The organism is Rouxiella aceris (assembly GCF_012933545.1).
GTDB lineage: Bacteria > Pseudomonadota > Gammaproteobacteria > Enterobacterales > Enterobacteriaceae > Rouxiella > Rouxiella aceris.
In genome coordinates this window covers 26,101-52,563 of sequence record NZ_JAADJU010000009.1, presented here as the reverse complement: position 1 = coordinate 52,563, position 26,463 = coordinate 26,101, and the positions used below count along the sequence as shown (strand labels likewise).

At 51.7% G+C, this 26,463-nt stretch carries 27 protein-coding genes; 10 read left to right on the top strand and 17 right to left on the bottom strand.

The genetic code is table 11. The features are described 5' to 3' along the window. Positions 1-2 precede the first annotated feature (2 nt). Positions 3-917 (top strand): pyridoxamine 5'-phosphate oxidase family protein, encoded by a 915-nt coding sequence (locus GW590_RS16840; protein ID WP_169404243.1) that lies wholly within the window; start codon positions 3-5, stop codon positions 915-917. Here the strand turns inward: GW590_RS16840 and GW590_RS16835 are convergent. Together GW590_RS16835 and GW590_RS16830 are read right to left on the bottom strand one after the other, a co-directional pair. After that, a complete protein-coding gene (locus GW590_RS16835) occupies positions 904-1,257 on the bottom strand; it encodes an MmcQ/YjbR family DNA-binding protein (protein WP_169404242.1) in 354 nt (117 codons plus the stop codon). The genes GW590_RS16840 and GW590_RS16835 overlap by 14 nt on opposite strands. An 85-nt stretch (positions 1,258-1,342) precedes the next feature. Continuing rightward, the gene (locus GW590_RS16830; RefSeq protein WP_169404241.1) at positions 1,343-1,762 is read right to left on the bottom strand and encodes a secondary thiamine-phosphate synthase enzyme YjbQ; all 420 of its coding nucleotides are present in this window, start codon (positions 1,760-1,762) and stop codon (positions 1,343-1,345) included. A gap of 91 nt (positions 1,763-1,853) precedes the next feature. Here GW590_RS16830 and acuR point away from each other — a divergent pair, with 91 nt between their 5' ends. Beyond that, the gene (gene acuR, locus GW590_RS16825; protein WP_169404240.1) at positions 1,854-2,486 is read left to right on the top strand and encodes an acrylate utilization transcriptional regulator AcuR; all 633 of its coding nucleotides are present in this window, start codon (positions 1,854-1,856) and stop codon (positions 2,484-2,486) included. A 47-nt stretch (positions 2,487-2,533) separates the two neighbouring features. Beyond that, entirely contained in the window at positions 2,534-3,514 is a 981-nt protein-coding gene (gene acuI, locus GW590_RS16820; RefSeq protein WP_169404239.1) for an acrylyl-CoA reductase (NADPH), read from the top strand. Positions 3,515-3,599: 85 nt separating this feature from the next. On the opposite strand, the gene GW590_RS16815 is transcribed toward acuI, so the two are convergent. From GW590_RS16815 to GW590_RS16805, 3 genes are all read right to left on the bottom strand, one after another. Next, positions 3,600-4,793, bottom strand: coding sequence for an amino acid aminotransferase (locus GW590_RS16815; protein ID WP_169404238.1), 1,194 nt, complete (start codon positions 4,791-4,793; stop codon positions 3,600-3,602). Between the two features lie 200 nt (positions 4,794-4,993). Continuing rightward, entirely contained in the window at positions 4,994-6,970 is a 1,977-nt protein-coding gene (locus GW590_RS16810; RefSeq protein WP_169404237.1) for a glycoside hydrolase family 127 protein, read from the bottom strand. Positions 6,971-6,998: 28 nt separating this feature from the next. Beyond that, entirely contained in the window at positions 6,999-8,408 is a 1,410-nt protein-coding gene (locus GW590_RS16805) for an MFS transporter (RefSeq protein ID WP_169404236.1), read from the bottom strand. A gap of 283 nt (positions 8,409-8,691) precedes the next feature. Here GW590_RS16805 and GW590_RS16800 point away from each other — a divergent pair, with 283 nt between their 5' ends. After that, on the top strand, positions 8,692-9,507 hold the full coding sequence (locus tag GW590_RS16800; RefSeq protein WP_169404235.1) for an AraC family transcriptional regulator: 816 nt from the start codon (positions 8,692-8,694) through the stop codon (positions 9,505-9,507). 6 nt (positions 9,508-9,513) lie between these two features. Here the strand turns inward: GW590_RS16800 and GW590_RS16795 are convergent, their stop codons facing one another. Together GW590_RS16795 and GW590_RS16790 are read right to left on the bottom strand one after the other, a co-directional pair. Further along, positions 9,514-10,134 (bottom strand): YitT family protein, encoded by a 621-nt coding sequence (locus GW590_RS16795; protein ID WP_169404234.1) that lies wholly within the window; start codon positions 10,132-10,134, stop codon positions 9,514-9,516. Between the two features lie 270 nt (positions 10,135-10,404). Beyond that, on the bottom strand, positions 10,405-10,872 hold the full coding sequence (locus tag GW590_RS16790; RefSeq protein ID WP_169404233.1) for an Lrp/AsnC family transcriptional regulator: 468 nt from the start codon (positions 10,870-10,872) through the stop codon (positions 10,405-10,407). A 305-nt stretch (positions 10,873-11,177) separates the two neighbouring features. Here GW590_RS16790 and GW590_RS16785 point away from each other — a divergent pair, with 305 nt between their 5' ends. The 3 genes from GW590_RS16785 to GW590_RS16775 all read left to right on the top strand — a co-directional run bounded on the left by GW590_RS16785 (position 11,178) and on the right by GW590_RS16775 (position 13,236). Further along, entirely contained in the window at positions 11,178-11,969 is a 792-nt protein-coding gene (locus tag GW590_RS16785) for a transporter substrate-binding domain-containing protein (RefSeq protein WP_169404232.1), read from the top strand. A 306-nt stretch (positions 11,970-12,275) separates the two neighbouring features. Then, complete coding sequence (locus GW590_RS16780; protein WP_169404231.1) at positions 12,276-12,563, top strand: helix-turn-helix domain-containing protein; 288 nt, start codon at positions 12,276-12,278, stop codon at positions 12,561-12,563. Further along, positions 12,544-13,236: a helix-turn-helix transcriptional regulator gene (locus GW590_RS16775; protein WP_169404230.1), complete on the top strand. Its 693-nt coding sequence runs from the start codon at positions 12,544-12,546 to the stop codon at positions 13,234-13,236. The genes GW590_RS16780 and GW590_RS16775 overlap by 20 nt, the downstream gene beginning before the upstream one ends. A 151-nt stretch (positions 13,237-13,387) precedes the next feature. On the opposite strand, the gene alr is transcribed toward GW590_RS16775, so the two are convergent. Both alr and dnaB read right to left on the bottom strand, forming a co-directional pair. After that, positions 13,388-14,467, bottom strand: coding sequence for an alanine racemase (alr, locus tag GW590_RS16770; RefSeq protein ID WP_169404229.1), 1,080 nt, complete (start codon positions 14,465-14,467; stop codon positions 13,388-13,390). 171 nt (positions 14,468-14,638) lie between these two features. Then, positions 14,639-16,048, bottom strand: coding sequence for a replicative DNA helicase (gene dnaB / locus GW590_RS16765; protein ID WP_169404228.1), 1,410 nt, complete (start codon positions 16,046-16,048; stop codon positions 14,639-14,641). Between the two features lie 206 nt (positions 16,049-16,254). On the opposite strand from dnaB, the gene GW590_RS16760 reads away from it, so the two are divergent. After that, positions 16,255-17,244 (top strand): quinone oxidoreductase, encoded by a 990-nt coding sequence (locus GW590_RS16760; RefSeq protein WP_169404227.1) that lies wholly within the window; start codon positions 16,255-16,257, stop codon positions 17,242-17,244. Between the two features lie 407 nt (positions 17,245-17,651). Here GW590_RS16760 and pspG read toward each other — a convergent pair whose 3' ends face one another. Together pspG and dusA are read right to left on the bottom strand one after the other, a co-directional pair. After that, a complete protein-coding gene (gene pspG, locus GW590_RS16755) occupies positions 17,652-17,888 on the bottom strand; it encodes an envelope stress response protein PspG (protein WP_169404226.1) in 237 nt (78 codons plus the stop codon). 207 nt (positions 17,889-18,095) lie between these two features. Next, positions 18,096-19,148 (bottom strand): tRNA dihydrouridine(20/20a) synthase DusA, encoded by a 1,053-nt coding sequence (gene dusA / locus GW590_RS16750; protein WP_169404225.1) that lies wholly within the window; start codon positions 19,146-19,148, stop codon positions 18,096-18,098. A 234-nt stretch (positions 19,149-19,382) separates the two neighbouring features. Here dusA and zur point away from each other — a divergent pair, with 234 nt between their 5' ends. After that, positions 19,383-19,892, top strand: a complete 510-nt coding sequence (gene zur, locus GW590_RS16745) for a zinc uptake transcriptional repressor Zur (protein ID WP_169404224.1) — start codon at positions 19,383-19,385, stop codon at positions 19,890-19,892. Between the two features lie 149 nt (positions 19,893-20,041). Here zur and GW590_RS16740 read toward each other — a convergent pair whose 3' ends face one another. The 3 genes from GW590_RS16740 to GW590_RS16730 all read right to left on the bottom strand — a co-directional run bounded on the left by GW590_RS16740 (position 20,042) and on the right by GW590_RS16730 (position 21,720). After that, the gene (locus tag GW590_RS16740; protein WP_169404399.1) at positions 20,042-20,251 is read right to left on the bottom strand and encodes a CsbD family protein; all 210 of its coding nucleotides are present in this window, start codon (positions 20,249-20,251) and stop codon (positions 20,042-20,044) included. A 386-nt stretch (positions 20,252-20,637) separates the two neighbouring features. Next, positions 20,638-21,246, bottom strand: coding sequence for a transcriptional repressor LexA (gene lexA, locus GW590_RS16735; RefSeq protein ID WP_169404223.1), 609 nt, complete (start codon positions 21,244-21,246; stop codon positions 20,638-20,640). A 105-nt stretch (positions 21,247-21,351) separates the two neighbouring features. Beyond that, positions 21,352-21,720, bottom strand: a complete 369-nt coding sequence (locus GW590_RS16730) for a diacylglycerol kinase (protein ID WP_169404222.1) — start codon at positions 21,718-21,720, stop codon at positions 21,352-21,354. Between the two features lie 125 nt (positions 21,721-21,845). On the opposite strand from GW590_RS16730, the gene plsB reads away from it, so the two are divergent. Beyond that, on the top strand, positions 21,846-24,326 hold the full coding sequence (plsB, locus tag GW590_RS16725) for a glycerol-3-phosphate 1-O-acyltransferase PlsB (protein ID WP_169404221.1): 2,481 nt from the start codon (positions 21,846-21,848) through the stop codon (positions 24,324-24,326). An 83-nt stretch (positions 24,327-24,409) separates the two neighbouring features. On the opposite strand, the gene ubiA is transcribed toward plsB, so the two are convergent. The 3 genes from ubiA to psiE all read right to left on the bottom strand — a co-directional run bounded on the left by ubiA (position 24,410) and on the right by psiE (position 26,415). Then, complete coding sequence (gene ubiA, locus GW590_RS16720; RefSeq protein WP_169404398.1) at positions 24,410-25,288, bottom strand: 4-hydroxybenzoate octaprenyltransferase; 879 nt, start codon at positions 25,286-25,288, stop codon at positions 24,410-24,412. Between the two features lie 31 nt (positions 25,289-25,319). After that, positions 25,320-25,862, bottom strand: coding sequence for a chorismate lyase (gene ubiC, locus GW590_RS16715; RefSeq protein ID WP_169404220.1), 543 nt, complete (start codon positions 25,860-25,862; stop codon positions 25,320-25,322). A gap of 145 nt (positions 25,863-26,007) precedes the next feature. Further along, on the bottom strand, positions 26,008-26,415 hold the full coding sequence (gene psiE, locus GW590_RS16710) for a phosphate-starvation-inducible protein PsiE (RefSeq protein ID WP_169404219.1): 408 nt from the start codon (positions 26,413-26,415) through the stop codon (positions 26,008-26,010). Positions 26,416-26,463 lie beyond the last annotated feature (48 nt).

Genomic DNA, 26,463 nt, shown 5'->3' with positions numbered 1-26,463 from the left:
CGATGACCCAGTCCGTGTTCCACGTCGATGAACAACGCGCGCAATGGCTGGCTGGGTTTGACTCAGTGAGCAGTAGCGGGATCCGCAGCGCCATGCCGCAGCAACATCGCGACTTTTTTGCCGGTTTGCCGATGCTGTTTATTGCCACGCTTGACCCGCAAGGATGGCCGGTGGCCAGCGTGCTCAGTGGTACGCCCGGATTTATCAGCAGTTATGACCCTCGCCATCTGCGCATTAACGCCCCGCGCCGTGCAGATTGCCCGGCGCTCGCCACGCTGGCAGTGGGAAAACCGCTGGCGGCGCTGGGGCTGGATTTCAGCAATCGCCGACGTAACCGGGCTAATGGTCATCTGACCAGGATGGATAAAAATCGCCTGGAAATCGAGATTGAACAAAGCTTTGGCAACTGCCCGCAATATATTCAGCAACGGCAGCTCATTCCGCTAAGCCGTCAGCCGGCCGCGATCAGTCATTTGCCGACCTTAGATAACGCCGCATCAACAATGCTGCAGAGTGCCGATACCTTCTTTGTAGCAACCCATGCCCACGGCGGCGCGGATATCTCGCATCGCGGCGGTAACCCCGGCTTTATCAAACGCCAAGGGGATACGCTGTGGATCCCTGATTTCCGTGGCAATCGTTATATGAATACGCTGGGAAATATGTTGGCGGAGCCGCGTGCGGCGCTGCTATTTCTCGACTTTAACAACGGCGACGTGCTGCATTTGCAGGGACGTACCGAGATACGCTGGCAAAAAGAAAACCTGCCGAACTTTGACGGTGCCGAGCGATTCTGGTGTCTGCATATTGAGCGGGCCTGGCGCTTTGCGGCCTGGCTTCCCTGGCGGGCAGACGCGGCAGAGTTTTCCCCTGCGACGCGCGCTACCGGCACCTGGGATACGGCTAACCAGCAATAGCCTGGCGCTGTTCCTCCGACAGACCGGCCACCACCTGCTGATAGGAGCTATCGATCAGCGAATAGACATGGGAGTCTGGCAAATTCCCCTCCAACTGGACGCTGTTCCAGTGAGCCTTGTTCAGGCAATCACAGGGCACAATTTCAGGATGCTGCTGACGCAGTTGCTCAGCCGCTTGCTGCCCGGCTTTTAGTGCAATCACCGGATGACCTTCAATATCGCGCAGCATGGCAAACAGCACGCCAGCGACTTTTATCTGATTGGCCTGCCAGCGGTTTTCGGTACTTTGCTCAGTCCCCGGCTTGGACAGGCAGTAATCAATTAACTGTGTGCGATTCATTATTCAACCTCTTTTCCGCAGTGATGTAGGAAAATGAAGTATAGCTGGCTAAAAAATGCGCAACTGCAATCCAGCTAACAAAACGTTATTCTCCATTGAGGGTGACCACTAATCGCCTGGCGCCCCCTTGATTACGGTGTTCACACAGATAGATGCCCTGCCAGGTACCGAGATTCAGGCGGCCGTTACTGACCGGCACAGTCAGGCTGCAACCGAGAATACTGCTCTTGAGGTGGGCGGGCATATCATCACTGCCTTCGTAATCGTGTTGATACCACGGCTCATCCTCTTTTACCGCGCGATTGAAATAGCCTTCGAAATCCTGACGGACAGTGGGGTCGGCATTTTCATTGATGGTCAGGCTGGCCGAAGTATGCTGAATAAAAACGTGGCAGATGCCCACGGCAAGCTGCCGTATTTCGGGCAACTGCTGCAAAATCTCATCGGTAACCAGATGAAACCCGCGCGGACGTTGTTTTAGCCTGAGCTCTTTTTGTAACCACATGACAGACTCCCTTTTTGATTAAAATCATTAAAAGTATAACCCCTTGCCGCCACCTTTTGATTTAACAAGACGATCGGTCTATATTCCAGCTATGACTAGTGAACAAACAAAACCCCGCCGGGGTCGCCCGCCCAAAATCGGGCGCGAAAACGCAGATACCCGTCAGGCGCTGATCCGCAGCGGCACGGCGATCCTGACCGAACAAGGCTTTGCCGCCAGCGGGCTGGACGCGATCCTCAAACAGGCCGGGGTGCCGAAAGGCTCCTTTTACTACTACTTTGCCAGCAAAGAGGCCTTCGGGCAGGCGATCCTGGAAAACTATGCCAGCTTCTTTGCCCATAAGCTGGACAAATGCCTGCTGGATGAAAACCTCCCAGCCCTGCAGCGCATTAGCGCTTTTGTCGAGGATGCCACCCGCGGCATGGCGAAATATGCCTTTACCCGCGGTTGCCTGGTGGGCAATCTCGGCCAGGAAGTGGCCTGTTTACCTGGCGATTATCGTCAACAGCTAAAAACCATTCTGCACAGCTGGGAACAACGCATGAGCCAATGCCTGCAACTTGCCCAGCGTCAGGGCACACTTTCGCCACAGGCCGACTGCGATGCGCTGGCCGGTTATTTCTGGGCCGGATGGGAAGGCGCGGTGATGCGCGCCAAACTCAATGCCAACGCCGATCCGCTGGCCAATTTTATTCGCCATTTTCTTGCCGGTCTGCCGCAATAAATTCTATTACCTGTTAACCAATCTTAGGTCTCACTCTGGAGTGAAAGATGTTTAAAGCAATCTACATCGAGAAAGCAGAAGATCAGTACCAAACCACGCTCAAAGAATTGGACGAGAGCCAACTGCCCGCCGGTGAAGTGTTGATTGATGTGCACTATTCAACCCTTAACTATAAAGACGGCCTGGCGATCACCGGCAGCGGTCCCATTGTGCGCAGTTTTCCTATGGTTCCCGGCATCGATTTTGCCGGTATCGTGGCGCAAAGCAGCAATGCACAATTTAGCGTCGGCGATCGCGTACTGCTTAACGGTTGGGGATTTGGCGAAAAAGCCTGGGGCGGCCTGGCGCAAAAAGTCAGGATTGATGCCAAATATCTTACCGCAGTGCCTGCCACGCTGAGTCTGAAAGACAGTATGGCGATCGGCACTGCCGGTTATACCGCCATGCTGGCCATTATCGCACTGGAAAAAAACGGTGTGACGCCGGACAAAGGCCCGGTACTGGTGACCGGTGCCAACGGTGGCGTCGGCAGCTTTGCCATTGCCCTGCTGTCACGCCTCGGTTATCAGGTCACCGCCGCCACCGGACGACCACAAGAAGCCACCTATCTGACGGAAAAACTGGGTGCCAGCGAGATTATCGATCGCCAGACCCTGAGTGCGCCGGGTAAGCCGCTGCAAAAAGAGCATTGGGCAGCAGCTATCGATTCAGTGGGCAGCCATACGTTGGCCAATGTCTGTGCCAGCATGAAAGAAAGTGGTGTCGTCGCCGCCTGCGGCATGGCTCAGGGGCTGGATTTCCCGGGCAGCGTCGCGCCCTTTATTCTACGCAACGTCACGCTGGCGGGGATCAATAGCGTTACGCGCTCTGCCGCCGAGCGTCAGCAGGCCTGGTCACGTCTGGCCGAATTGGTCGATACCCCCTTGCTTGACAGTATCAGTGAAGAGATCTCCCTCGATGGGGTGATTGACGCCGCACAGCGACTGATGAAAGGTGAAATTCGCGGACGCGTAGTGGTAAAAGTTTAAGCCAATAAAAACGGCGTGATAGTGTTTATCACGCCGCAAGCAGTCAGTTTGCTGCGCAGAGTACGCCTGCTGCGCAGCTTCGCCGTTATTGTACGGCGGCAAACGCCGCCGCAACCTGCTCCACGTTATGGTGATTCAGTCCGGCCATACACATACGTCCGCTGGCAATCAGGTAGACGCCAAACTCTTCGCGCAGCCGATCGACCTGAGCCACACTAAAGCCGGTATAGCTGAACATGCCGCGCTGCTGCAACAGATAGTCAAAGTTGCGGCCCGGCAAGGCGTTTTTCAGGCTGTTGACCAGTGTCTGACGCATTTCAATAATACGCGTGCGCATCGCTTCCACTTCCGCCAGCCATTGCGCCTTGAGCTGGCTATCGTTAAGCACGGTCGCCACCACTTTAGCGCCAAAGCTTGGCGGGCTTGAGTAGTTGCGACGTACCGTGGCCTTTAACTGTCCCAGAACCCGATCAGCCGCCTCGCGGTTTTCACAAACCACTGACAGGCCCCCAACGCGCTCACCGTACAGCGAGAAAATCTTCGAGAAGGAGTTGCTGACCAGCATATTGACGCCTGCCGCTGCCATGGCACGCAGTGCATAGGCATCATCGTCCATGCCCTGACCAAAGCCCTGATAGGCAATATCCAGGAACGGGATCAGCTCACGCTGTTTTACCAGTTCAATCACCTGATCCCACTGGGCGGCAGTCAAATCGGAGCCCGTCGGGTTATGGCAACATGGATGCAGCAAGACAATGCTTTGCGCCGGCAGGCTTTGCAGCTTGTCGATCATCCCGGCAAAGTTGACGCCCAGTTTTTCGGCATCAAAGTACGGGTAGGTATGCACCTTGAAACCTGCACCAGCAAAGATGGCGACGTGGTTATCCCAGGTCGGATCGCTGACCCAGACTTCGGAATTAGGGAAATAAAACTTGAGGAAATCGGCGCCCACTTTCAACGCACCCGAACCACCCACGGTCTGGATGGTGGCAATACGCTGCTGTTGCAAGGCCGGATGTTCAGCGCCAAACAACAGTTGTGCCACACTGCCGCGATAAGCCGCCAGCCCTTCCATTGGCAGATAGACCGACGCCGATTGCGCCTGGGCATTCAGCTGATTTTCAGCCGCCTCGACAGCATTCAGCTGGGGGATAATCCCTTTATCGTCATAGTACAGGCCGATACTCAGGTTTACCTTTTTCTCTCTTGGGTCGTTCTTGAAGCTTTCCATCAGCGACAGAATAGGGTCACCAGCATAAGCATCAACATGTTGGAACACGGTGTATTTCTCCTTGGATTTCTTTTCTCGGACCGGCTACAACCCCCGGCAGCGGGGGTTGGCATAGTAACGCACCGACGATTTACGGCTGTGTTTGTTGTCATCTAGACTAACAAATATCGTCCCATAACAGCACATTTATGTTGCTAAAATGTGCTGTAAAATCCTGGTGCCGCGGCAGAGAAAAAAAGCCCTCACCGTTATTTTTCGTCCACCCAGACGCGCATTTCCCCTTCGCCGCGATTGGCCCAGGTAAAATAGGGCACAAAAGTCAGGGTTTGTGGCTGCATTTCGGCCGGGGCTGGATTAAAGCGATATAACGGCTGCTGCGCGGCATCGCTGGCACTGATCCGTAAACCAGAGGCTTGCAGCAAGGTTTTACCGCTTAGCATCCCCTTCCCGGCCAGCAAACTGAATGGCGCATCTGCCGGTAATTGCAGGTTATGCAACTCGGAACCATTGTCAGCCTGTTCCAGACAATAGACCAACGGACCGCGCTGAATGGCGACTTTTCCGGCCACATGGCGCAATAGTGGATTACCTTTCACCCGGGTGATCGGCATCGGCAGCGTCAGTTCCAGGCGATCGCCGCTGCACCATTGCCGCGTCAGTCGTAAATAGCCGCGCTGAACCTGAGGAGCGACCTGTAGAGGAGTGCCGTTTAGCGAGATCTGGGGATCGGCACACCAGTCCGGTAAACGCAGCGCAATGGTCGCCGCCAGCGGGCAGTCACAGTCAATTTCAATCAACACGCGATCCTGCCACGGATAGCCGCCCGACTGTCGGAGGTGCAGCCTTTGCTCGCCAATTTGGATTTCGGCATCACTGCCAATATAGAGATTGATATCAATCCCTTCCGGGCGTTGGGTATAAATATAGTGACCCAGCGAAGCCAGCAGACGGGCAATATTCGGCGGACAGCAGGCACAACCGAACCAGCGCTGACGTACCGGTTTAACATGATCGTAGAGATGATTAAACGGTATAGAGACCGGATGGACTTCCAGCGGATTAACATAAAAAAAGTGTTTACCATCCAGCGCCATCCCTGCCAGCACTGTATTATATAACGCCCGCTCCATCACATCGGCATACTGGCTGTCGGCACCCATTTGCAACATCCGGTTGGCGAACATCATCAAGCCGATCGAGGCGCAGGTTTCGGTATACGCGGTATCGTTAGGCAAATCGTAATCGCTGCTAAAGGCTTCGCCACTGCTTTGCGAACCAATAGAGCCGGTAATATACATCTGCCGCTGGGTCATGTTTTGCCACAGCCGCTGGCAGATATCGCGTTTTTCCTGATCCTGGCTCAATCGCGCCAGATGAGCGACACCGGCATAGAGATACACAAAACGCACCGCATGGCCGATGGCGGTTTGCTGTAGCGCAATCGGCAAATGGGCCTGGCTGTAGGCTTTGTCTTTCACCATCCACGCCGGGCCGTAGGTGTTCCAGTGCGAGGTTTTGCCGCGTTTTTCATATTCGATATCGTAAAAATGGGGCTGCGTTCCACGCTGCTCAACGAAGTAACGCGTCAGTTCGAGATAACGACGTTCACCGGTGGCTTCATATAAGCGCATCAATGCCAGCTCCACCTCAGGATGCCCCGGATAACCGTGCAGTTGCTGCTCGCCTGGCCCAAACACCCGGGCAATATGATCGGCCAGTTTACAGACAATCTCCAACAGGCGGGTTTTGCCCGTGGCTTGCGCATAGGCGACACCGGCTTCGATCAGGTGGCCCGCGCAATATAATTCGTGGCATTCCGCCAGATTGCTCCAACGCTGTTGCGGCTCTTTAACCGTAAAATAGGTATTGAGATAACCGTCAGGCTGTTGCACTTCGCCGATAAGCTCAATCACCTCATCGGCGGTTTTTTCCAACGCCGGATCGGCAGATTTGGCCAGCAAATAGCCAACGGCTTCCAGCCATTTGGCCACGTCGCTATCCTGAAAGACCATGCCATAAAATTCACCGTCGCTGCGACCAGCGGCGATACGAAAGTTTTCAATGGCATGACTAGGCTCGGCGTCCGCCACTTCATCGTTAAGCGCCAGCCACTGATAGGGCACGACAACATCCTTGACCAGCCGCTGATATTCCAGCCAGAACGCATCGGTGATATTGACCTTTTGTAACGGGACTTCAAGCTGTTCCACGGGAGAAAATGGCATACAACCTCCTGATAATAAGGTTAAAAAATCAAATTTTACTGGCTAATTCAGTCGACATTCTTATCAGCAGGCGATTGTCGAGCTTGCAAAAGCGAAGGGTAAAGGCGAGCAGCAGATGCAGCACCGCCGGCAGCAGGGTTTCCAGCAGGGTGATGCCGGTTAGCGACGCAGGGGTCTGGTTTGCCGCCCCGGCGTGATAGGCCACCACAATAAATACGATGCTGATGATCCCGGCACTGGATGCCCAGGCCAGCTTGATAAAAAACAGATTGAAAGCGAAGTTCATGCCCGATGAACGAATACCGTTTTTCCAATGACCGTAGTCATCAGCAAACGCCATCAGGGAGAAGTGCAACGGCAAGGTAAAACCAAGGATCACGCAATGGACAAAAATAATGCCCAGCCACAGGGACTGCCATTGTTCACCCACCGGGACAAACCACAGCGACAAGGAGAACACCGCCAACAGCAGATTGGTCAGCAGATAGAGGCGGACGCTATCAATAAATTTGGTCAGTTGGTTAACAATCACCGCCCCCAAAATGGATGCCAGCGTCACCATGCCAAAAAACAGCGAGGCATAGCCGGCACCGCCTTTCAGCACATAGGTGATAAAGTACATATAACCACCGCCGCGCAAGTTAAAGACATTGATCAGCAGGAATGACATCAGCAATACCAGCAGCAATTGATCGTTTTTCAGCATGCCGCGAATATGCTGACGAATACTGAACTGGCCGAGCAGCGCCAGGGGCAAACGTTCGCGCACGGTGAAAAAACACCAAAGAAACATCACCACCGCCACCACACAAAGCAAACCGACGCCCTGCTGATAGCCCACCACCAGATTGCCTTTGCCCAGCAGTTGCACTAACCAGGGTAATCCCACCGACACCATAAATCCGGCGACACCGCACAACACAAAGCGCCAGGCCTGACAGGACATAACTTCCCGATGGTCGGTGGTCATGGTGTTGATCATCGCGCAATAAGGCACGTTGATGGCGGTGTAGGAAATAGACAGCAGAAAATAGGTAAAAAATGCGTAGGCAATTTTGGCATCGCCCCCAAAACCCGGCACGCTAAAGGTCAGAAATCCGACCACGCCAATCGGCAGAGCGATCCATAGCTGCCACGGACGAAAACGGCCCCAGCGACTTTGTGTCCGGTCAGCGAGGATGCCCATCAGCGGATCCGAGACCGCATCAATCACCCGCAGAGTAATAAACAGGGTGCCGACAATGGCCGGGGTCAGGCCAAAGATATCGGTATAAAAAAAGGTAAGAAAGTTGGCAATCAGGCAGGTAATAATAGTCCCGCCTGCATCACCCAAACCGTAACCTATTTTTTCACTGACAGATAAATGATTACCGACGGCAATTTCGCTGCCATCTTCTTTGACTGGAACATGGCCAGTATCAATCGAAACGGTTGGCATGGGTATTTTCCTCGCTTTATTTAAACAGTAAATAAGCAATAAGAAAGGTGAGTTCTGAGCCAATGAAATAATCACCACCTCAGATTAAGAATATCTTTATCAGGCCTGAATTTAATTTGGCATAAGCCCGATGGAGCAACAAGGGGTGAGTTGAGTAGTTAAACGGCACGATTCCGACCTAAATATTAAACTGTGAAGCGGATCAAATTCTCCGGCGGCAGTTGAAATCACCGCAAAAAGCCATGCTAAAATAGATGATAACTCGTTATTTTAGTGAGTAAAAATGCTAAAAATATCCGTTAACTACCCGGTAAAAGTACAAAATGGCGGCCTGTTTATTTCTCGCGGGATAGGAACGCATCCGACACGTACTCTCAGCTCCCATGAACTGATTTTTGTGCTACAGGGAACGCTGGCGCTGCGCGAAGGAAATAAAGATTTCAAATTAAATCAGGGGGAAAGTTTGCTTTTATTTCCCGGGCGGGAACATAAAGGGCTGGAGAATTTTGATCCGGAATTAAAATTTTATTGGCTGCACTTCGATATTTTACCACAACAGCAAAAAGATCCCTGTTTACAGCTCAATATTCCACAACACTGTAAAATAAGAGAAGTGGATAAACTAATCACCCTCTTCCGGTTATTCCTGCATGAGCAGGAGCGTGGCAATGGAAATCAGGCGCAGGAATTGCTGTTACTGTTGTTATTGCAAGAGGTTGCCCGCGCCTGGCCCGATAACATTGAGCCAAAAGGCGCAGGGGTGGCGTTAGCCTATAAAGCGCGGCAAATGATTTTGACCCACTATCATCAGCCGCTGGCAGCCAGAGAGTTGGCCACGCGCCTGCATTGCAATGCCGACTATCTTGGGCGGGTATTTCGCCTGACCTTTCAGATGACCCTGACGGAAGCACTGCATAAACAGCGGGTCAGTGCCGCAGAAAAATTGCTGTTGACCGCCAGCGACAGCGTTGCCGAGATCGCCATGCGCACCGGTTTTAACGATGTCGCCTATTTTCGCCGTATCTTCAGAAAAACCCTCGGCTTGACCCCCGCCGCCTACAAAAAACTTTACTGCCGCGAACATATCAATTCCGATTAAAGCGCGTTACACCAGGTAGCGCCCCGGACGGTGGTTCATGGCAATGATCAGATTAAGCACAAAGGCCCCCATTATCGAGGCGATCAGCATCGGCAGACTGACGACAAACAGCGAGGCCAGCACAATCACAAAATCGACGGCCATCTGCAGTTTTCCGGCGCGGATGCCGTATTTATCCTGTAAATACAACGCCAGAATATTCATGCCCCCGAGACTGGCCTTATGGCGGAACAACACAATAAAGCCCATGCCCATAATGACATTGCCAAAGAGTACCGCGTAGAAGGGTTCCAGGTGGTCAAAATGTGCAAACAGCGGATGCAGGCTGGTAAAGACCGAGACCAGCGCCACGGCGCTAAAGGTTTTGAGGGTAAAAGCCCAGCCCATACGGCGGATAGACAAATAGTAAAAAGGTAAATTGATCGTAAAAAATACCGCGCCAAAAGAGAAATGGGTCAGATAGTGCACCAGAAAAGCCAGGCCCGCGGTACTGCCGGTCAACGCGCCAACCTGACGCAACATTATCACGCCAAAAGAGACCATCAGAGTCCCCATCACAATAGCCAACACGTCTTCCACCCAGGTGTGGGCAATACGCGGCGGCGCAATGTTATCGCTGTTATCCATAAAAATACCTGTTGCCTTAAAAAATCAAAAAAATACCCCACAGGCCGAGATGGGCCTGCTGAAGCGAGTTAACTTTAAAAGATAATTAACGACAGAGATAAATAAGGCAATGGCTTTTGCGCATTTTATTCATTAAAGCGTAATAAAATACGCAACTCACGCAATAAGCGACAATATTTAAGTTACTTCACGCATTAAATACAGTTTTTATGCACCAGATTGGTGAAAGCGCACCAATCTGGTTCACGGCGATGACGCCTGCGATAGGGCTTAATCCGGCAACGTTAATAAGCCATTTTCTTTGATACGATTAAGCACCACCGAGGTTTTTACATGGGCAACACTTTTATGCACAGAAAGAATATGGCTGATAAGCGCACTTAATCCGGCCAGATCGGCCACCGCCACTTTTAATAAATAGTCGGCATCGCCCGTGGTTTTATAGGCATCGATAATGGCATCCACTTCTTCCAGCATCTGGTTAAAGCTGGCGACATACTCAGGCAAGTGATTGATTAACCTAACCTCTATCAACCCTATCATCCCCAAACCCAGCGCTTCTGGTGCCAGTCTGGCGTGATAGCCGAGGATCATTTGCTGCTGCTCCAGGCTAATTCTTCTGCGTGAACACTGCGACGCAGATAAACCCACAATCTCACTGAGTTCCTGGTTGGTTAAACGACCATTGGCTTGCAATAAGGTCAAGATTTTCAAGTCATAATCATCAATGCTATACATAGCTGCTTACCCGTTTTATTATTTTTTAACCAACAGGGAATTGCCTGCCAGGGGGCAAAGCGTTATTCCCCCGGGTCTTCCCTGACTCACAGACTATCAGTTTTTTATTCATTGAACCGACCATTTATGCCTGAGCTGGCAAATGCCGCCAGATACTTGTCCACTGCACGATTAACACTGCCTGACCATTACTTATCGGCTTTTTTTTCTTATACTTGCGTTCATTATTTTAGCAAGGTGTAAATCATTGCCTGCGAGCTTGTTTATGCTCTCTTGCATAGCGTCGTCGTCAACAAGGAAATGTCATGAAAAAAACGCTGCTGTTTCTCACCCTGCTGGCCGCAGGTACCGCCACGGCTCAGGCCGAAGGCACCTCTTCCCATCTTGATCGCGTGCTGCAGAAAGGATCGCTTAATGTCTGCACCACCGGCGATTACAAACCTTACAGCTATTTGCGCCCCGATGGTCAATATGAAGGGATTGATATTGCCATGGCGCAATCGCTGGCAGCCAGCCTCGGCGTCAAGGTGAACTGGGTAAAAACCAGTTGGAAAACCATGATGCAAGATATGACGTCCAACAAATGTGATATTGCCATGGGCGGGGTTTCAGTCACGCTGGCACGCCAGCAAAAAGCCTGGTTTGCCGATGTGTTGGCACAAGATGGCAAAATTCCCTTTGTACGCTGTGAAGACGTGCATAAGTATCAGACCATCGCCCAGCTTAACCAGCCCGGCGTTCGTTTGATCGAACCCGTTGGCGGCACCAACGAAGCCTTTGCTCGTGCTTATCTGCCCAATGCCCATCTGGAGCTGTTTCACGATAACGTCACCATTTTCCAGCAGTTGCTGGATAACAAGGCCGATGTGATGATCACCGATGCCTCAGAGGCACAGTTCCAGCAGAAACGTTTCCCCAAACTTTGCGCCGTTAACGTGAAAAAACCGCTGCAATACGGTGAAAAGGCCTATCTGTTACCTAAAGATGATATTAGCTGGAAAATGTATGTCGATCAGTGGCTGCATTTAAGCAAAGCCAAGGGCGATTATCAGCAGATTGTCAGCCAATGGTTGGCGACGGCGAAAAACGATAATTAAATCCTTTAATGATTACCTCGCCGGAGGAGAACGGCTGGCGGGGAAATCGTTGTATATTCCGATCATTAAGTCAGAAACATCGCGTCTATGACATTTTTTCGCGTCATATAGAGTAGATAATGAACTGGACGATATGATTAAATCGTTATCTAATACCTAAAACCTTCCGCAACAAAAATCAAGAAATTGAAATTGCTCGCCTTAAAGTAATACAGGAAATTAATCAGAACAAGTTCGAATAAATTGCCAAGCAACTTAATAGATTCAATAATTTATTCGCATAAAAGAATAGGGAGTAAATCAAGATTGAATAAAGACTGGCATCGACAAGATATCTTGGCCGCTGTGCGAAAGGTAAAAGGCTCCCTGTCTGCGTTATCCAGGGAAAACGGACTTTCGGCCAGCACCCTCTCCAACACATTAATACGTCCATGGCCAAAAGGAGAAATCATCATCGCGGAAGCTATCGGCCTTTCTCCTCAGGAGATATGGCCTAGCCGATTTATTGACGAACGAGGAAATGCCAAAATTAGAAACACGATAAGAAAAAACCGCGCCTTCAAAAGGAAATATAATGAAAAGCAGTCTCTTTAACTCACTCAAGTTATTAATATCTTTTTGGCAAGACAGCGCAGAGCCTTGGGGAGCGAAAGATCATCTGTCTCGATTTATCTATGCCAACCCCCGCTATCATAAATTGCTGGCCTTACCCGCTCATTTCAGCGTCGAGGGTCGCCTGGATGGCGAACTGCCTGCCCCCACGGCCGAGTTTCAGGCGGCGTTTCAGCTGCATGACCGAAAAGTAGAAATGTTGCAGGATCGTATTACCTCGGTTGAAATACACCCTTTTGAGGGACATACCTATTTTCAACCGTGGTTTTTTGATAAATATCCCTTGCTGGATAAAACGGGAATATCACGAGGAACCATCTTCCATGGCAGGCCGGTGGAGCATATTACGCTAACGCATTTAAGCAAAATAAAAACGCCCACCTCACTGGTTTTTAGCCCGCCATCAGATATGTTCACCACCCGAGAATGGGAAGTGCTTTTTTATGTGCTACACGGATTTTCCAGTATAGATACTGCCCAAAAATTGCATTTATCACCGAGAACTATTTGTAATATCACCCAGAGTATTTATAAAAAATCTGGAGTTTGCAACCGGCGGAGTATTATCGAATATTGTCATGAAAAAGAGATCGGTAATTATGTCCCGCAGAGTTTCTTTGAACACTCAGGGTCTTTTCCTTCTCTGAGTCACTGAGGGTTCCCCGCTATATTGCATCATTCGGGCGGTTATTAGGTTATTACCCGTGACGGCAGCAACCCGAAAATGATGCTGTTGATTTATTTTGGCATATTAATGACGGTCATTATGCATAAATAATGGGGGCCAGGTTCGCCCCCGCTGGTTATTACTCGCCGCAATAAAGACGAACCACCCGTGCGGCCAAACCGGTGATCAATTCATAGGCACTAATACCGGTCGCTTCGGCAATACGTTCTACCGGCAAGCCCTCCCCCCAGAGGATCACTTCGTCACCCACGCAATCCTGCGCATCGGGGCCGAGATCGACAGAAATCATATCCATCGACACACGTCCGACAATCGGCACTTCGCGACCATTCACTCTTACCGGCGTCCCCGTGGGTGCGCTGCGAGGATAACCGTCACCATAGCCGATAGCCACTACACCCAACAGAGTATCGCGCGGGCTAACCCAGGTACCGCCATATCCCACCGGATCGCCGGCGCGGTGCTGACGAACGGCGATCAGGCTTGAACTCAGGGTCATCGCCGGGCGACAGTGAAAATGGCTGGCGTCAGGCATGCCCAAAGGTGATACGCCATAGAGGATAATCCCCGGGCGCACCAAATCCAGATGGGCAGCAGGCCACAGCAGAGTGCCACCGGAGGCGGCAATTGACTTCAAGCCCGGCTTGTTATTGGCTACCCTTTGAAAACAGGCCAACTGTTGCAGGGTGTAATCGCTTTCGGGTTCATCGGCACGGCTAAAATGACTCATCATATTGACCGGCTGAACCACATTGGCACACTGCGACAGACGCTGGTAAAACGCCTCGGCATGCTCGGGAGAGACGCCCAGGCGGTGCATGCCGGTATCAATCTTCATCCACACTTTAAGCGGGGCAGCAAGTTGTGCGTTTTCCAACGCCGCCAGCTGTTCCTCGCTGTGCACCGCCGTCTCCAGGCCATGGGCTACCAGCAGCGGTAACTCATCGGCGGAGAAAAACCCCTCCAACAGCAAAATCGGCTTGAGGATCCCCCCTTCACGCAGCGCCAGCGCCTCACTCAGGCGGGCAACGCCGTAGTAATCCGCATCTTGTAAACTGCGCGCGGCCTCAATCAGACCGTGTCCATAAGCGTTTGCCTTCACGACTGCCACCACCCGACTTTGCGGTGCCACATGCCGGATGCATTGCAGATTATGACGCAGAGCGCAGCGATCGATCACTGCTGTAGCCGCTTTCATTACTTGTCCTTTTAATGATTTTGATGTTTTTCTTTATTCGATCGTCAGGGCGTCAGCGGCGCAGGCAGATTGCATGCGGCCAGCGCGCAACAACCGCAGCGTACATCGGTACGTGAGGAGGGTGAGCACTGCCCGGACACAAGCTGGCAAGTAAGCTAGCCCGGTAACCGATCAGTCTTCGTCGTATTGCGGGCCGCCATAGTTATCAAAGCGCGACCACTGGCCGTTAAACGTCAAACGCACCGTACCGATAGGGCCGTTACGCTGCTTACCAAGAATAATCTGCGCAATGCCTTTCTCGTCACTGTTGTCGTGATAGACCTCGTCACGATAAATAAACATGATCAAGTCGGCATCCTGCTCGATGGAGCCTGATTCACGCAGGTCGGAGTTGACCGGGCGTTTATCGGCACGCTGCTCAAGGCTACGGTTAAGCTGAGACAGGGCGACAACCGGCACCTGCAGCTCTTTGGCCAACGCTTTCAGCGAGCGGGAGATCTCGGCAATTTCCAGGGTGCGGTTGTCCGACAGCGAAGGAACGCGCATCAACTGCAAATAGTCGATCATAATCAGGCTCAGGCCGCCGTGTTCGCGGAAAATACGCCGCGCACGGGAACGCACTTCCGTTGGCGTCAGACCCGAGGAGTCATCAATATACATATTACGTTTTTCGAGCAGGATCCCCATGGTACTGGAGATGCGCGCCCAGTCTTCATCGTCGAGCTGGCCGGTACGAATACGGGTCTGGTCAACGCGTGACAGTGATGCCAGCATACGCATCATCAACTGGTCGCCGGGCATTTCCAGACTGAAGATCAGCACCGGTTTTTCCTGCATCATGGCCGCATTTTCGCACAGGTTCATGGCGAAGGTGGTTTTCCCCATTGAAGGACGAGCGGCGACGATTATCAAGTCTGATTTTTGCAGACCCGCGGTTTTTTTATCCAGATCGCTGTAGCCGGTAGACACGCCGGTGACGCCATCGTGCGGGCGCTGGAACAACTCTTCAATACGCGCGACGGTGCTTTCCAGAATGCGGTCAACGCTTTTCGGGCCTTCGTCTTTATTGGCACGGCTTTCGGCAATCTGGAATACCCGTGATTCGGCGAGATCCAGCAGGTCTTCGCTGCTGCGTCCCTGGGGATCATAGCCGGCATCGGCGATTTCATTGGCCACCGAAATCATTTCACGCACCACGGCGCGCTCACGGACGATATCGGCATAGGCACCAATATTGGCGGCGCTGGGAGTGTTCTTTGATAATTCAGCCAGATAGGCAAAACCGCCCACCGAATCCAAATCCCCTTTCTGCTCGAGGGATTCAGACAGCGTGATAAGGTCGATAGGCTTGCTCATTTCCAGCAATCGCTGCATTTCCGTAAAAATCAGGCGATGCGGACGGCTAAAAAAGTCATTGCTGACGACGCGTTCGGCCACGTTGTCCCAACGCTCGTTATCGAGCATTAACCCGCCAAGCACAGACTGCTCGGCCTCTAATGAATGAGGTGGAAGCTTTAACCCCTCCATCTGACGGTCGCGGGTTTCGTTCGGTTTGTTGGTGGGTCTGTTGTTTCCTGCCATTGGTGAATACTTTCCTACTTTGAATAACCGGCTTGGCCACGCCGGCCTGAGAGTCAGGACGAACGCTGATAACGCGTCAGTATACCCAATTATAATTCCTTGTGATGCCTCATTTCCAAACGGTCTTAACCGCCGCACTGGCTGACTAGATCGTGGCATTCAATTGGCGTAGGGTAAAATTCAAACTCGTTCACAAGGAATATCATATGGCCAAGCGCATTCAATTTAGCTCGACAGGTGGACCCGACGTTTTAGAGTATGTTGATTTTCAACCACAAGATCCCGCCGAAGGCGAAATCCAGGTTGAGAATAAAGCTATCGGCATCAATTATATTGATACCTATGTACGCAGCGGGCTCTATGCCCCCGCCGCCTTTCCTTCCGGACTGGGTAGCGAAGCGGCTGGCGTGGTCAGCAAAGTCGGTGCCGGGGTGACCCATATCAAGGTTGGCGATCGCGTGGTTTATGCCCAGGCACCGCTTGGCTCCTACAGCGAGTTTCATACGCTCTCGGCACAGAAAGCGGCGATCCTGCCGGACAGCATCAGCTTTGAGCAAGCCGCAGCCTCCTTCCTGAAGGGCCTGACGGTGTACTATTTATTCTTTCAGACCCATAAAATCAAAGCCGGTGATACCTTCCTGTTCCACGCGGCGGCCGGGGGCGTCGGTCTGATCGCCTGCCAATGGGCCAAAGCGCTCGGAGCCAGGCTGATCGGTACCGTCGGTTCGGACGAAAAAGCCGCACTGGCCAAAGAGGCCGGTGCCTGGGCCACCATCAATTATCACCAAGAAGATATCGCCGCCCGCGTTGCCGAGCTGACACAGGGTGAGAAAGTCTCCGTGGTTTATGATTCGGTGGGCAAAAGCACCTGGCTGGACTCGTTAAACAGTCTGCAGCGTCAAGGTCTGCTGGTCAGTTTTGGCAACGCCTCCGGACCGGTTACCGGTGTGGATTTAGCAATCCTCAATCAGAAAGGCTCGCTGTTTGTTACCCGCCCTTCCCTTAATAACTATGTCACCAATCTGCAGGAGCTGACGGCCGCCAGTCAGGAGCTGTTCTCGCTGATCGCCAGCGGTGCCATCAAGGTGGATGTCAAAGAAGCGCAGAAGTTTCCGCTTTCCCAGGCAAGAACCGCCCATCAGACGCTGGAAAGCCGGGCAACCACAGGTTCAAGCTTGTTGATACCGGGGAAATAACCCTTTAGATACTCGCGGATAACGCAGCGATCTTTGCATGCAAAAAGGGCTCCGATTAGGGAGCCCTCTTATGCTGTCCTGACTGCCATTACGCCAGGTCGGGACGGTACTGCCTGTAGGTTACTGCAAGGTAAATCTGGAGAGACGATGTTGCTTAAGCAACTATTTTTGCACCTCGCCAGAGGGTGATGAAAGCATTTCGTGTTTCACGATACATCCATCCTAACAGCCAACAATGTTAAAAAATATGATTAATTAGCACCAATAGCATTTTATCGTTCAAGCTGTGATCAATCCCACATAAGTAAAAGTTATGACTGAAATATTACATTTCCCTTAACGAATGGCCGTAGCTTATCACGCTGATAAGACAGAATTTTATACTTGGTTAGCCGCAAGTGCCACCTTTAAGGCCAGCGGCGACGGTTATAACGCAGTTTTTCCGGCTGCTTGACCGCCCGATAGATCCATACCGCGACCACCGCCAGGATCAACCATGGCAACATTTTTATAACAATTGCCAGCAAGCCACCAAACATCATCAGGGCAAAAGCGACTATCAGCGCCGCAATCATCCCCAGCAACGAAATGCCGGTCAGCAACAGCATAAAGAAAAAGCCGAGCACAAATAATACTTCCAACATGGCATCACTCCTCAAACAACAATAGCAGGCGGCAATTCGCCTGCCGCAGCAAAAACTTTCGCCGGGAAAACGCGATCGTGATATCAAGTACTTTCAAGAAGCATGCCAACTGAAGTGATTTTTAATACTTTGAATTTATGAGTGTTATTTTACCTGCCGCGTGAGCAGGTAAAATAATGTGGTTAAAAAAACCAACTATTGGTGAATTTATTCCGACGTCTGCTGTGGACGAGTGACCATCATTAACGCCTGCTCGACAACGTCCACCCCTGCCCCTGGCTTATGGGCATTTTCGCTTAAATGTCTGCGCCACTGCCGTGCTCCCGGGATCCCCTGGAACAGGCCAAGAATATGCCGGGTGATATGTCCGAGATAGGTCCCTTTAGCCAGCTCGGCCTCAATATAAGGATAGAGGGCGCGGATAACGTCAGGCCCGGTGAGAGGGTTAGCCTGAGCGCCAAACAGTTGGCTATCGACATCCAGTAGCATTGACGGGTTTTGATAAGCCTCGCGGCCCACCATCACGCCATCCATATGCTGTAAATGCAGTTTGGCTTCCTCCAACGTCTTGATACCACCGTTAATGGCCATCGTCAGTTGCGGGAAATCACGTTTAAGCTGGTAAACCCGCGGATAATCCAGCGGCGGGATTTCACGGTTCTCTTTAGGACTTAACCCTGACAGCCAGGCTTTACGCGCATGGATGATAAAGGTATCGCACTCACCCCGCGTCGAGACCTGATGCACAAAATCGCACAGGAACTCATAGCTGTCCTGATCGTCGATGCCAATACGCGTTTTTACCGTCACCGGAATGGAGACCACATCGCGCATGGCCTTAATGCAGTCGGCCACCAATGTAGCCTGAGCCATCAAACAGGCACCGAACATGCCGTTTTGCACGCGATCTGACGGGCAGCCGACATTTAAATTGATTTCGTCATAGCCACGCTGTTCCGCCAGTTTGGCACAGGTCGCCAGATCCTGCGGATTGCTGCCACCCAGTTGCAAGGCAACAGGATGTTCCTGTTCGCCAAACGCCAGATAGTCACCTTTACCGTGAATAATTGCACCCGTGGTCACCATCTCTGTATACAACAGCGCTTCGCGGCTCATCAGACGATGGAAATGACGGCAATGGCGGTCGGTCCAGTCCAGCATGGGGGCAATGGAGAAACGCTGTGTTGAAAAGCGCGATAAAGACGTCTCAGCATCCGCTGATACGAGGGTTTGCTTATCTGGATGAGTAATCTCTGACATCGACCTGAAATTCACTGAAAAAGGCTTATGGCGGACCCGTCTTTTGCCTTGGGGAGAACAGCGCTTAACTTGCTGATCCACCGTAGTTCGGCAATAAGACCGAGAATGAACCGCAGATTATATCACAGAACAAAGATTCAGCATCGGCTGTGCCCGCTCGTTCTGCCGCATGCCTCTCGGCGATTTTCCAGAAGCATGATAAAATCAGTATTCTATTTATGCAGAGACGTCGCGATGAATTCAACCACTACGGCAAAACTCCTTACCCAGGCTGAACAGTTATGTCAGCAACGTAGCGTTCGGCTGACACCGCAGCGGCTTGAAGTGTTGCGTTTAATGACGGAGCAACCTGGTGCCATCAGCGCCTATGACCTGCTCGACCTGTTGCGCAAAACCGAACCGCAGGCCAAACCGCCTACGGTCTATCGGGCACTGGATTTTCTGCTGGAGCAGGGATTTATCCACCGCGTGGAATCCGCCAACAGTTATGTGGTCTGCCATCATTTTGAAGAGCCAAGCCACACCTCGGCGCTGTTTATCTGCGATCGCTGTGGACTGGTTACCGAGAAAACCACCGACGGTATTGAAGAACGTCTGAGCAAGCTGGCGAAAGACTCCGGTTTTGCCCTACGGCATTCGGTGGTCGAGGCCCATGGCCTTTGCGCAGAGTGTTCGGTGATTGAATCTTGCGACAGCCACGATTGTTGCGAACACGATCATAGCATTGCCGTGAAAAAGCGCTGAAGCACTGTTAAGGGGATCATCGTAGGGGGGAGTCGTAACGTAGAAAATGCAGAATTGGGTACCTCCTTGTACCCTGCATCCTGTTCGCTTACCGGGTAAGAGCAGCATTTATACTCAGGATGCATTGTTGCGTGCCAGATAAGCGGCGATTACCAGTGGTACTTGTTGTCCGTTTCCCAGGCTTTCACTTCTTTTTCAGCTGCATCTTTCTGATATCCGTATCTTTCCTGGATTTTACCAACCAGTTGGTCGCGTTTACCTTCAACCACTGTCAGGTCGTCGTCGGTCAGCTTACCCCATTTTTCTTTCAGTTTGCCTTTGAACTGTTTCCAGTTACCGTCTGCCTGATCCTTATTCATCATTAACTCTCCTGTTTCGCTTAGGTTAGACTGCATTTACCTGCCACTGCCACAGTGGGCAATCAGAAAATAAATGCCTTTCGACAAGAATAATTGTAGTAGGGAATTTTGATATTGCAGATAAGATCAGTCATAACGGTAGAATTAGGATTAATCCAAAGCATATAAAACCACAGGAAAAGTGCTTTATCCTTTGGACTTTGCAAGGTTTTTTTAACTACTGAGCAGGGGAAAAGCCATCATCCGGGCAGAACAAGAAGGCGCTGAACCAGGATTTCAACCGCCAAAAACAACATCGCCCCAATCAAGGGGCGACGGGCAAAGCGTTATTAAGCAACTTTGCAGGCCTGGAACAGCGCACGCATGGCGATGTTCAGCGAGGAGCGTTAGATCCAGTCGCCATTGCGGATAACACCCACAGCCAGCCCTTCAATACTAAAGGTCTGTTGGCGCAGATCGACAACGATGGGTTCGAATTCGCTGTTTTCGGGCAGCAGATGCACGATATTGCCCTGCTTTTTAAGGCGTTTGACCGTGACTTCATCATCAATACGCGCGACCACAACCTGGCCATTACGCACATCCTGAGTTTTATGCACCGCCAACAAATCACCGTCGAGAATGCCGATATCACGCATCGACATGCCGCTGACGCGCAGCAGGAAATCGGCGTTAGGCTTAAACATGGCCGGATCGACCTGGTAATGAGCTTCAATATGTTGAGTAGCCAGCAGAGGTTCGCCGGCGGCAACGCGGCCAATCAGCGGTAAGCCGGACTCTTCTTCCATCAGCAAACGAATGCCGCGAGAAGCGCCGGAGACAATCTCGATAACGCCTTTGCGCGCCAGGGCCTTGAGATGTTCTTCCGCAGCGTTAGGTGAGCGAAATCCCAGACGCATGGCGATCTCGGCACGGGTTGGCGGCATACCGGTGGTAGAGATATGATCGCGAATAAGGTCATAAACCTCTTGTTGTCTGGTCGTTAGTGCTTTCATGCCGCCCCCTGGTTGTTTATACAGTCCAGCTGTGAGTATATACAGGTAAGGCGGGAATGAAAACCTAAGAGTGAACAAAAACAGGCATTAACAGACTTTCTGTATTTAGCGCCAGTGCGGCACCAGGATTATTGTCCAGGTCAGAATGGCAAAGAGGATAGTGATTAACACTGCCGCTGAACCCATATCTTTGGCACGCCCCGATAAAGGATGGATCTCGGGACCGATACGATCGATAGCAGCTTCGACCGCACTGTTTAATAATTCGACAACCAGCACCAGGATCATCACGCCAACCATTAAAATACGTTCGATGCTGCTCACATCAAGGTAAAATGCCAGTAAGATGGCAGGGATGACGACAATAACCTCCTGACGAAATGCAGCTTCATTTTTCCAGGCAGCAGATAAACCTTTTAACGAATACCCGGCAGCCTTATAAATTCGGGTAAATCCAGTGACTTGATTTGTCATTTATTTAGGTTTTTAAGGAGAATTTGGGGCATTTTAACCTGAATTCGTTGTCCTATCACCACAGATCTCATACCGGGTTTCTGGTATCCTTGCGGCGAATTGCTAACAAGAGGCTTCACGTTTTTATGTCAGGTTGGCGTAGACTTTATTATACCCTATTGAATTTACCGCTAAAATTGCTGGTAAAAAGCAAGGTCATTCCTACAGATCCGGTTACCGAGCTACGTCTCGACCCAACCCGTCCGATTCTGTATGTTTTACCTTATAACTCAAAGGCCGATCTTCTGACGCTACGGACACAATGTCTGGCGCAGAATTTGCCCGATCCGCTTATTCCCCTGGAAATAGACGGCATACATCTGCCAAGCCATGTGTTTATTGGCGAAGGACCGCGCGTATTCAACTATTTCCAGCCGAAACAAGAGTCGGTGAAACTGTTCCACGACTATCTGGATCTGCATCGCAATAATCCTAACCTGGATATTCAGATGCTGCCGGTATCGGTGATGTTTGGCCGCGCTCCGGGCCGTGAAGGCCAGCAAACGCCGCATCTGCGCGTACTAAACGGTATCCAGAAATTCTTTGCCGTACTGTGGTTGGGGCGCGACAGTTTTGTCCGTTTCTCCAATACCGTCTCGCTGCGCGATATGGCCACCGAGCACGGCACCGACAAAACCATTGCCCATAAACTGGCTCGCGTCGCGCGTATGCACTTTTCGCGGCAGAGACTGGCTGCCGTCGGGCCGCGCCTGCCGGTGAGGCAGGATCTGTTCAACAAGCTGCTGGCCTCGAAAGCCATCGAAAAAGCGGTTGAAGATGAAGCGCGCAGTAAAAAAATCTCCCTGGATAAAGCCCAGCAAAATGCCATCGCATTAATGGAAGAGATTGCCGCCGACTTCAGTTACGAGACCGTGCGCCTTTCCGACCGCGTGCTGAGCTGGACCTGGAACCGTCTGTATAAAGGCATCAACGTGCATAACGCCGAGCGCGTGCGTCAGTTGGCGCAGGATGGACAGGAGATTGTTTATGTTCCCTGCCATCGCAGCCATATGGACTATCTGTTGCTCTCCTACGTGCTCTATCACCAGGGGCTGGTGCCACCGCATATCGCTGCGGGTATCAACCTCAACTTCTGGCCCGCCGGTCCTATCTTCCGCCGTCTGGGGGCGTTCTTTATTCGCCGTACCTTTAAGGGCAATAAACTTTACTCCACGGTGTTCCGCGAATACCTGGGGGAACTGTTTACCCGTGGCTACTCGGTAGAATACTTTGTGGAAGGTGGCCGCTCGCGAACCGGACGTTTACTGGAGCCAAAAACCGGCACGCTGGCCATGACCATCCAGGCCATGCTGCGCGGCGGCTCGCGTCCTATTACGCTGGTACCGATTTATATTGGCTACGAGCACGTCATGGAAGTCGGCACCTACGCCAAAGAGCTACGCGGTGCGACCAAAGAGAAAGAGAGCTTTATGCAGATGATCAATGGCTTGCGAAAACTGCGCAACCTGGGTCAGGGCTACGTCAACTTTGGCGAACCACTGCATTTAACCCCTTATCTTAACCAGACCGTGCCTCACTGGCGTGACGCTATCGATCCTATCGAAGCACACCGTCCCAGCTGGCTGACGCCTGCGGTGCAGGATATTGCCAACCAGATTATGGTGCGCATCAACAACTCGGCAGCCGCCAACGCCATGAACCTGTGCTCAACTGCGCTGCTGGCCTCGCGTCAGCGCTCCCTGACGCGGGAACAGCTGATCGAACAGCTTGATTGCTACCTGCAGCTGCTGCGCAATGTGCCTTATACCGCAGACTCCACGGTGCCGAACCTGAGCGCCGATCAGCTGTTGGATCATGCGTTGCATATGAACAAGTTTGAAGTCGAGAAGGACAGTATTGGCGATATCATCATTCTGCCGCGTGAGCAGGCAATCCTGATGACCTACTATCGTAACAATATTCACCACCTGCTGGTGCTGCCTTCGCTGATCGCCTGCATCGTGATGTACCATCGCCAGGTCACTCAAGGCGAACTGCTGCGCCAGATTGAACTGATTTATCCAATGATCAAAGCCGAGCTGTTTATGCACTACAGCAAAGATCATCTGCCCGAAGTGCTTAATGTGCTGAGCGCCGAACTGGCACGCCAGGGATTGATTAAGCTTGAAGGCGATAGCCTGGTGCTTAACCCGCAACGCAGCAGGCCGTTGCAGTTACTGGCGGCAGGGGTACGTGAAACCCTGCAGCGTTATGCCATTACCTTGTCGCTGCTGAGCAACAATCCCAGCATCAGCCGCGGAGCTCTGGAAAAAGAGAGCCGTATTATGGCCCAGCGTCTTTCGGTGCTGCATGGCATCAATGCGCCGGAGTTCTTCGACAAAGCCGTGTTTACCACCCTGGTAGGCACGCTGCGTGATGAAGGTTATATCAACGATATTGGTGACGCTATCCCTGAACATACTCGCGAGATCTACACCATCCTCAGCGATTTGATCACTCCGGATATTCGTCTGACCATTGAGAGCGCTGGCATGCCTTCCGAGTTACCGGTAGCGGCCGTGCCGCCTACCGAAGCCAAACTGGATGTACGTGATACTGACCACTAACACGAACAGTGCGGCGTTAAGTTAAAAAAGCCCCGTTTATCCTGCGATAAACGGGGCTTTTTCTTTGCCGTTCGAACAGAGGGTTATTGCGCCATGCCCCCTGAATAACTCAGCAGTATGCCCAGAAACAGCACCATACCTACGTAGTTATTATTGCGAAACGCCTGAAAACACTGCTCACGTTGACGTTGCGCGGTGATTTTTTGCTGATGGGCGAACAGGCAGGCAGCGAGGATCAATGACCAGTAGAAGGCAGGGCCGAGATGGCTGAGATAGCCCACCAGCGCCATTAACACCAGGGTTGCCAACTGTAATAAGCCAATGATCAGATTATCAAAACGGCCAAACAGGATCGCTGTGGATTTCACGCCAATCTTCAGGTCATCATCACGGTCAACCATGGCGTACTGGGTATCATAAGCCACCGTCCAGCAGATATTGGCCACAAACAGTAGCCAGCAGCTAATAGGCACCGATTCAATCACCGCCATATAGCCCATCGGGATCGCCCAGCCAAAGGCCGCGCCCAGTACCACCTGCGGCAGATGGCTGACGCGTTTCATAAAGGGATAGACCCACGCCAGCGCCAAGCCTACCAGGGAAAGCAGAATGGTCATGCGGTTAAGGGTCAGCACCAGGCCAAACGACGCCAGTACCAGCAACACAAAGAGGATCTTTGCCTGTTTGCTGCTGATTGCACCACTGGGCAACGGGCGTCCGGCGGTGCGTTTGACATGGCCGTCGATCTTTCTGTCGGCATAATCGTTGACCACACAACCGGCCGCACGCATAAAAAACACCCCCAGGACAAACACGATCAGGATGTGAATATCCGGCACCCCATTACTGGCCAGCCATAACGCCCACAGCGTAGGCCACAGCAGCAGCAAGGATCCTATTGGTTTATCGATACGCATCAGGCGGCAATAATCACGCCATTGTCCTTGCATCAGGGTCTCCATCAACTTGCTATTCTCCCCTTGCGGCTTCAACTTAATCATTTTTGGCTTTGGATAGACCAGGCGTGGCTGCGCTGTTATAAACCGGCGAAGCGGGTAAAAAAATCTCGGTCAACAACAGCGGCTTATTGGACAGACAAAGACGAGAACGCCTCGCCCAGTGCTGCGCTTGCTGCCCCAGATAAATATAGTCACGGCTCAAATGATTACCGCTAAACAGATAGCGCCCCAGCGGCAAGGTGCCAAGATCGACCAGCGCCTGATCCGGGCCGGTCAGAGTTTCCAGCGGGATCACCGTACGCCCCAGCAACCAGGGCTGCCCATCGCCAAACAAGACGATTTCACGCAGCCAATAGCGCTCGCTTGGCGGTAACTGTTCGGCCTCCTCCTTGCTGAGCTGATCGGGCTCGATAAAACATTCACGCTGCGGGGTGACGCTGACTTTGGCACAAAACTGCTCGAAGCGTCGCGTCATCGATCCCATCTCCAGCAACCAATCGACAATCGCCGGCGGGACATCTGACGAGTGTTCAAACCAATGGATGGCATCTGGAAAAGGAACGTAAGGCTCAGACATCAACAAGCTCCATGGCGGTTAAGGGCAGCTATCTCGCTACCCAAAATAAATCGGTTTCTACGGTCTATTCTATACCCAAACTTATGCCAGTTGCAGTAAGACAAGCCCGCGTTGCCAGCCGGCGAGAAACTTCCGGCAGGCTTATTTACTCACGCTTAAGACGTTCGCTGTTAGCCAAAAACAGGGTAATGACCAACACCAGGATGGCGCCGGTATACAGCAGGGTATCGACCGGACTTTTATGGTCGACAATAATAAAGCGGATAATCGCCGTAATGCCAATATAGACAAAATAGCGCAGCGGAAAATGATAACCCGATGAAAAATACTTAACAATCAAGGCAATAAATTCAAAATACAGAAAATAAATAACGATACCTTCAATCAACAGATAGGAAGAAGATTGATCGTTATTAACAAATAATACCAGCGCCAGATGGTAGGTTTCCCGCCCGAGAAACAGCATCAGGATCGCTGCCAGGCCCAGGAGAAAAACATTTAAAATACTCTGCATAATGGTCGAAACCATCATTGCCCGCTTTGTTGCCGCCATGTGATCTACATCCCATTTTTTATCCAATGGCAGAAGAATACCACAGCA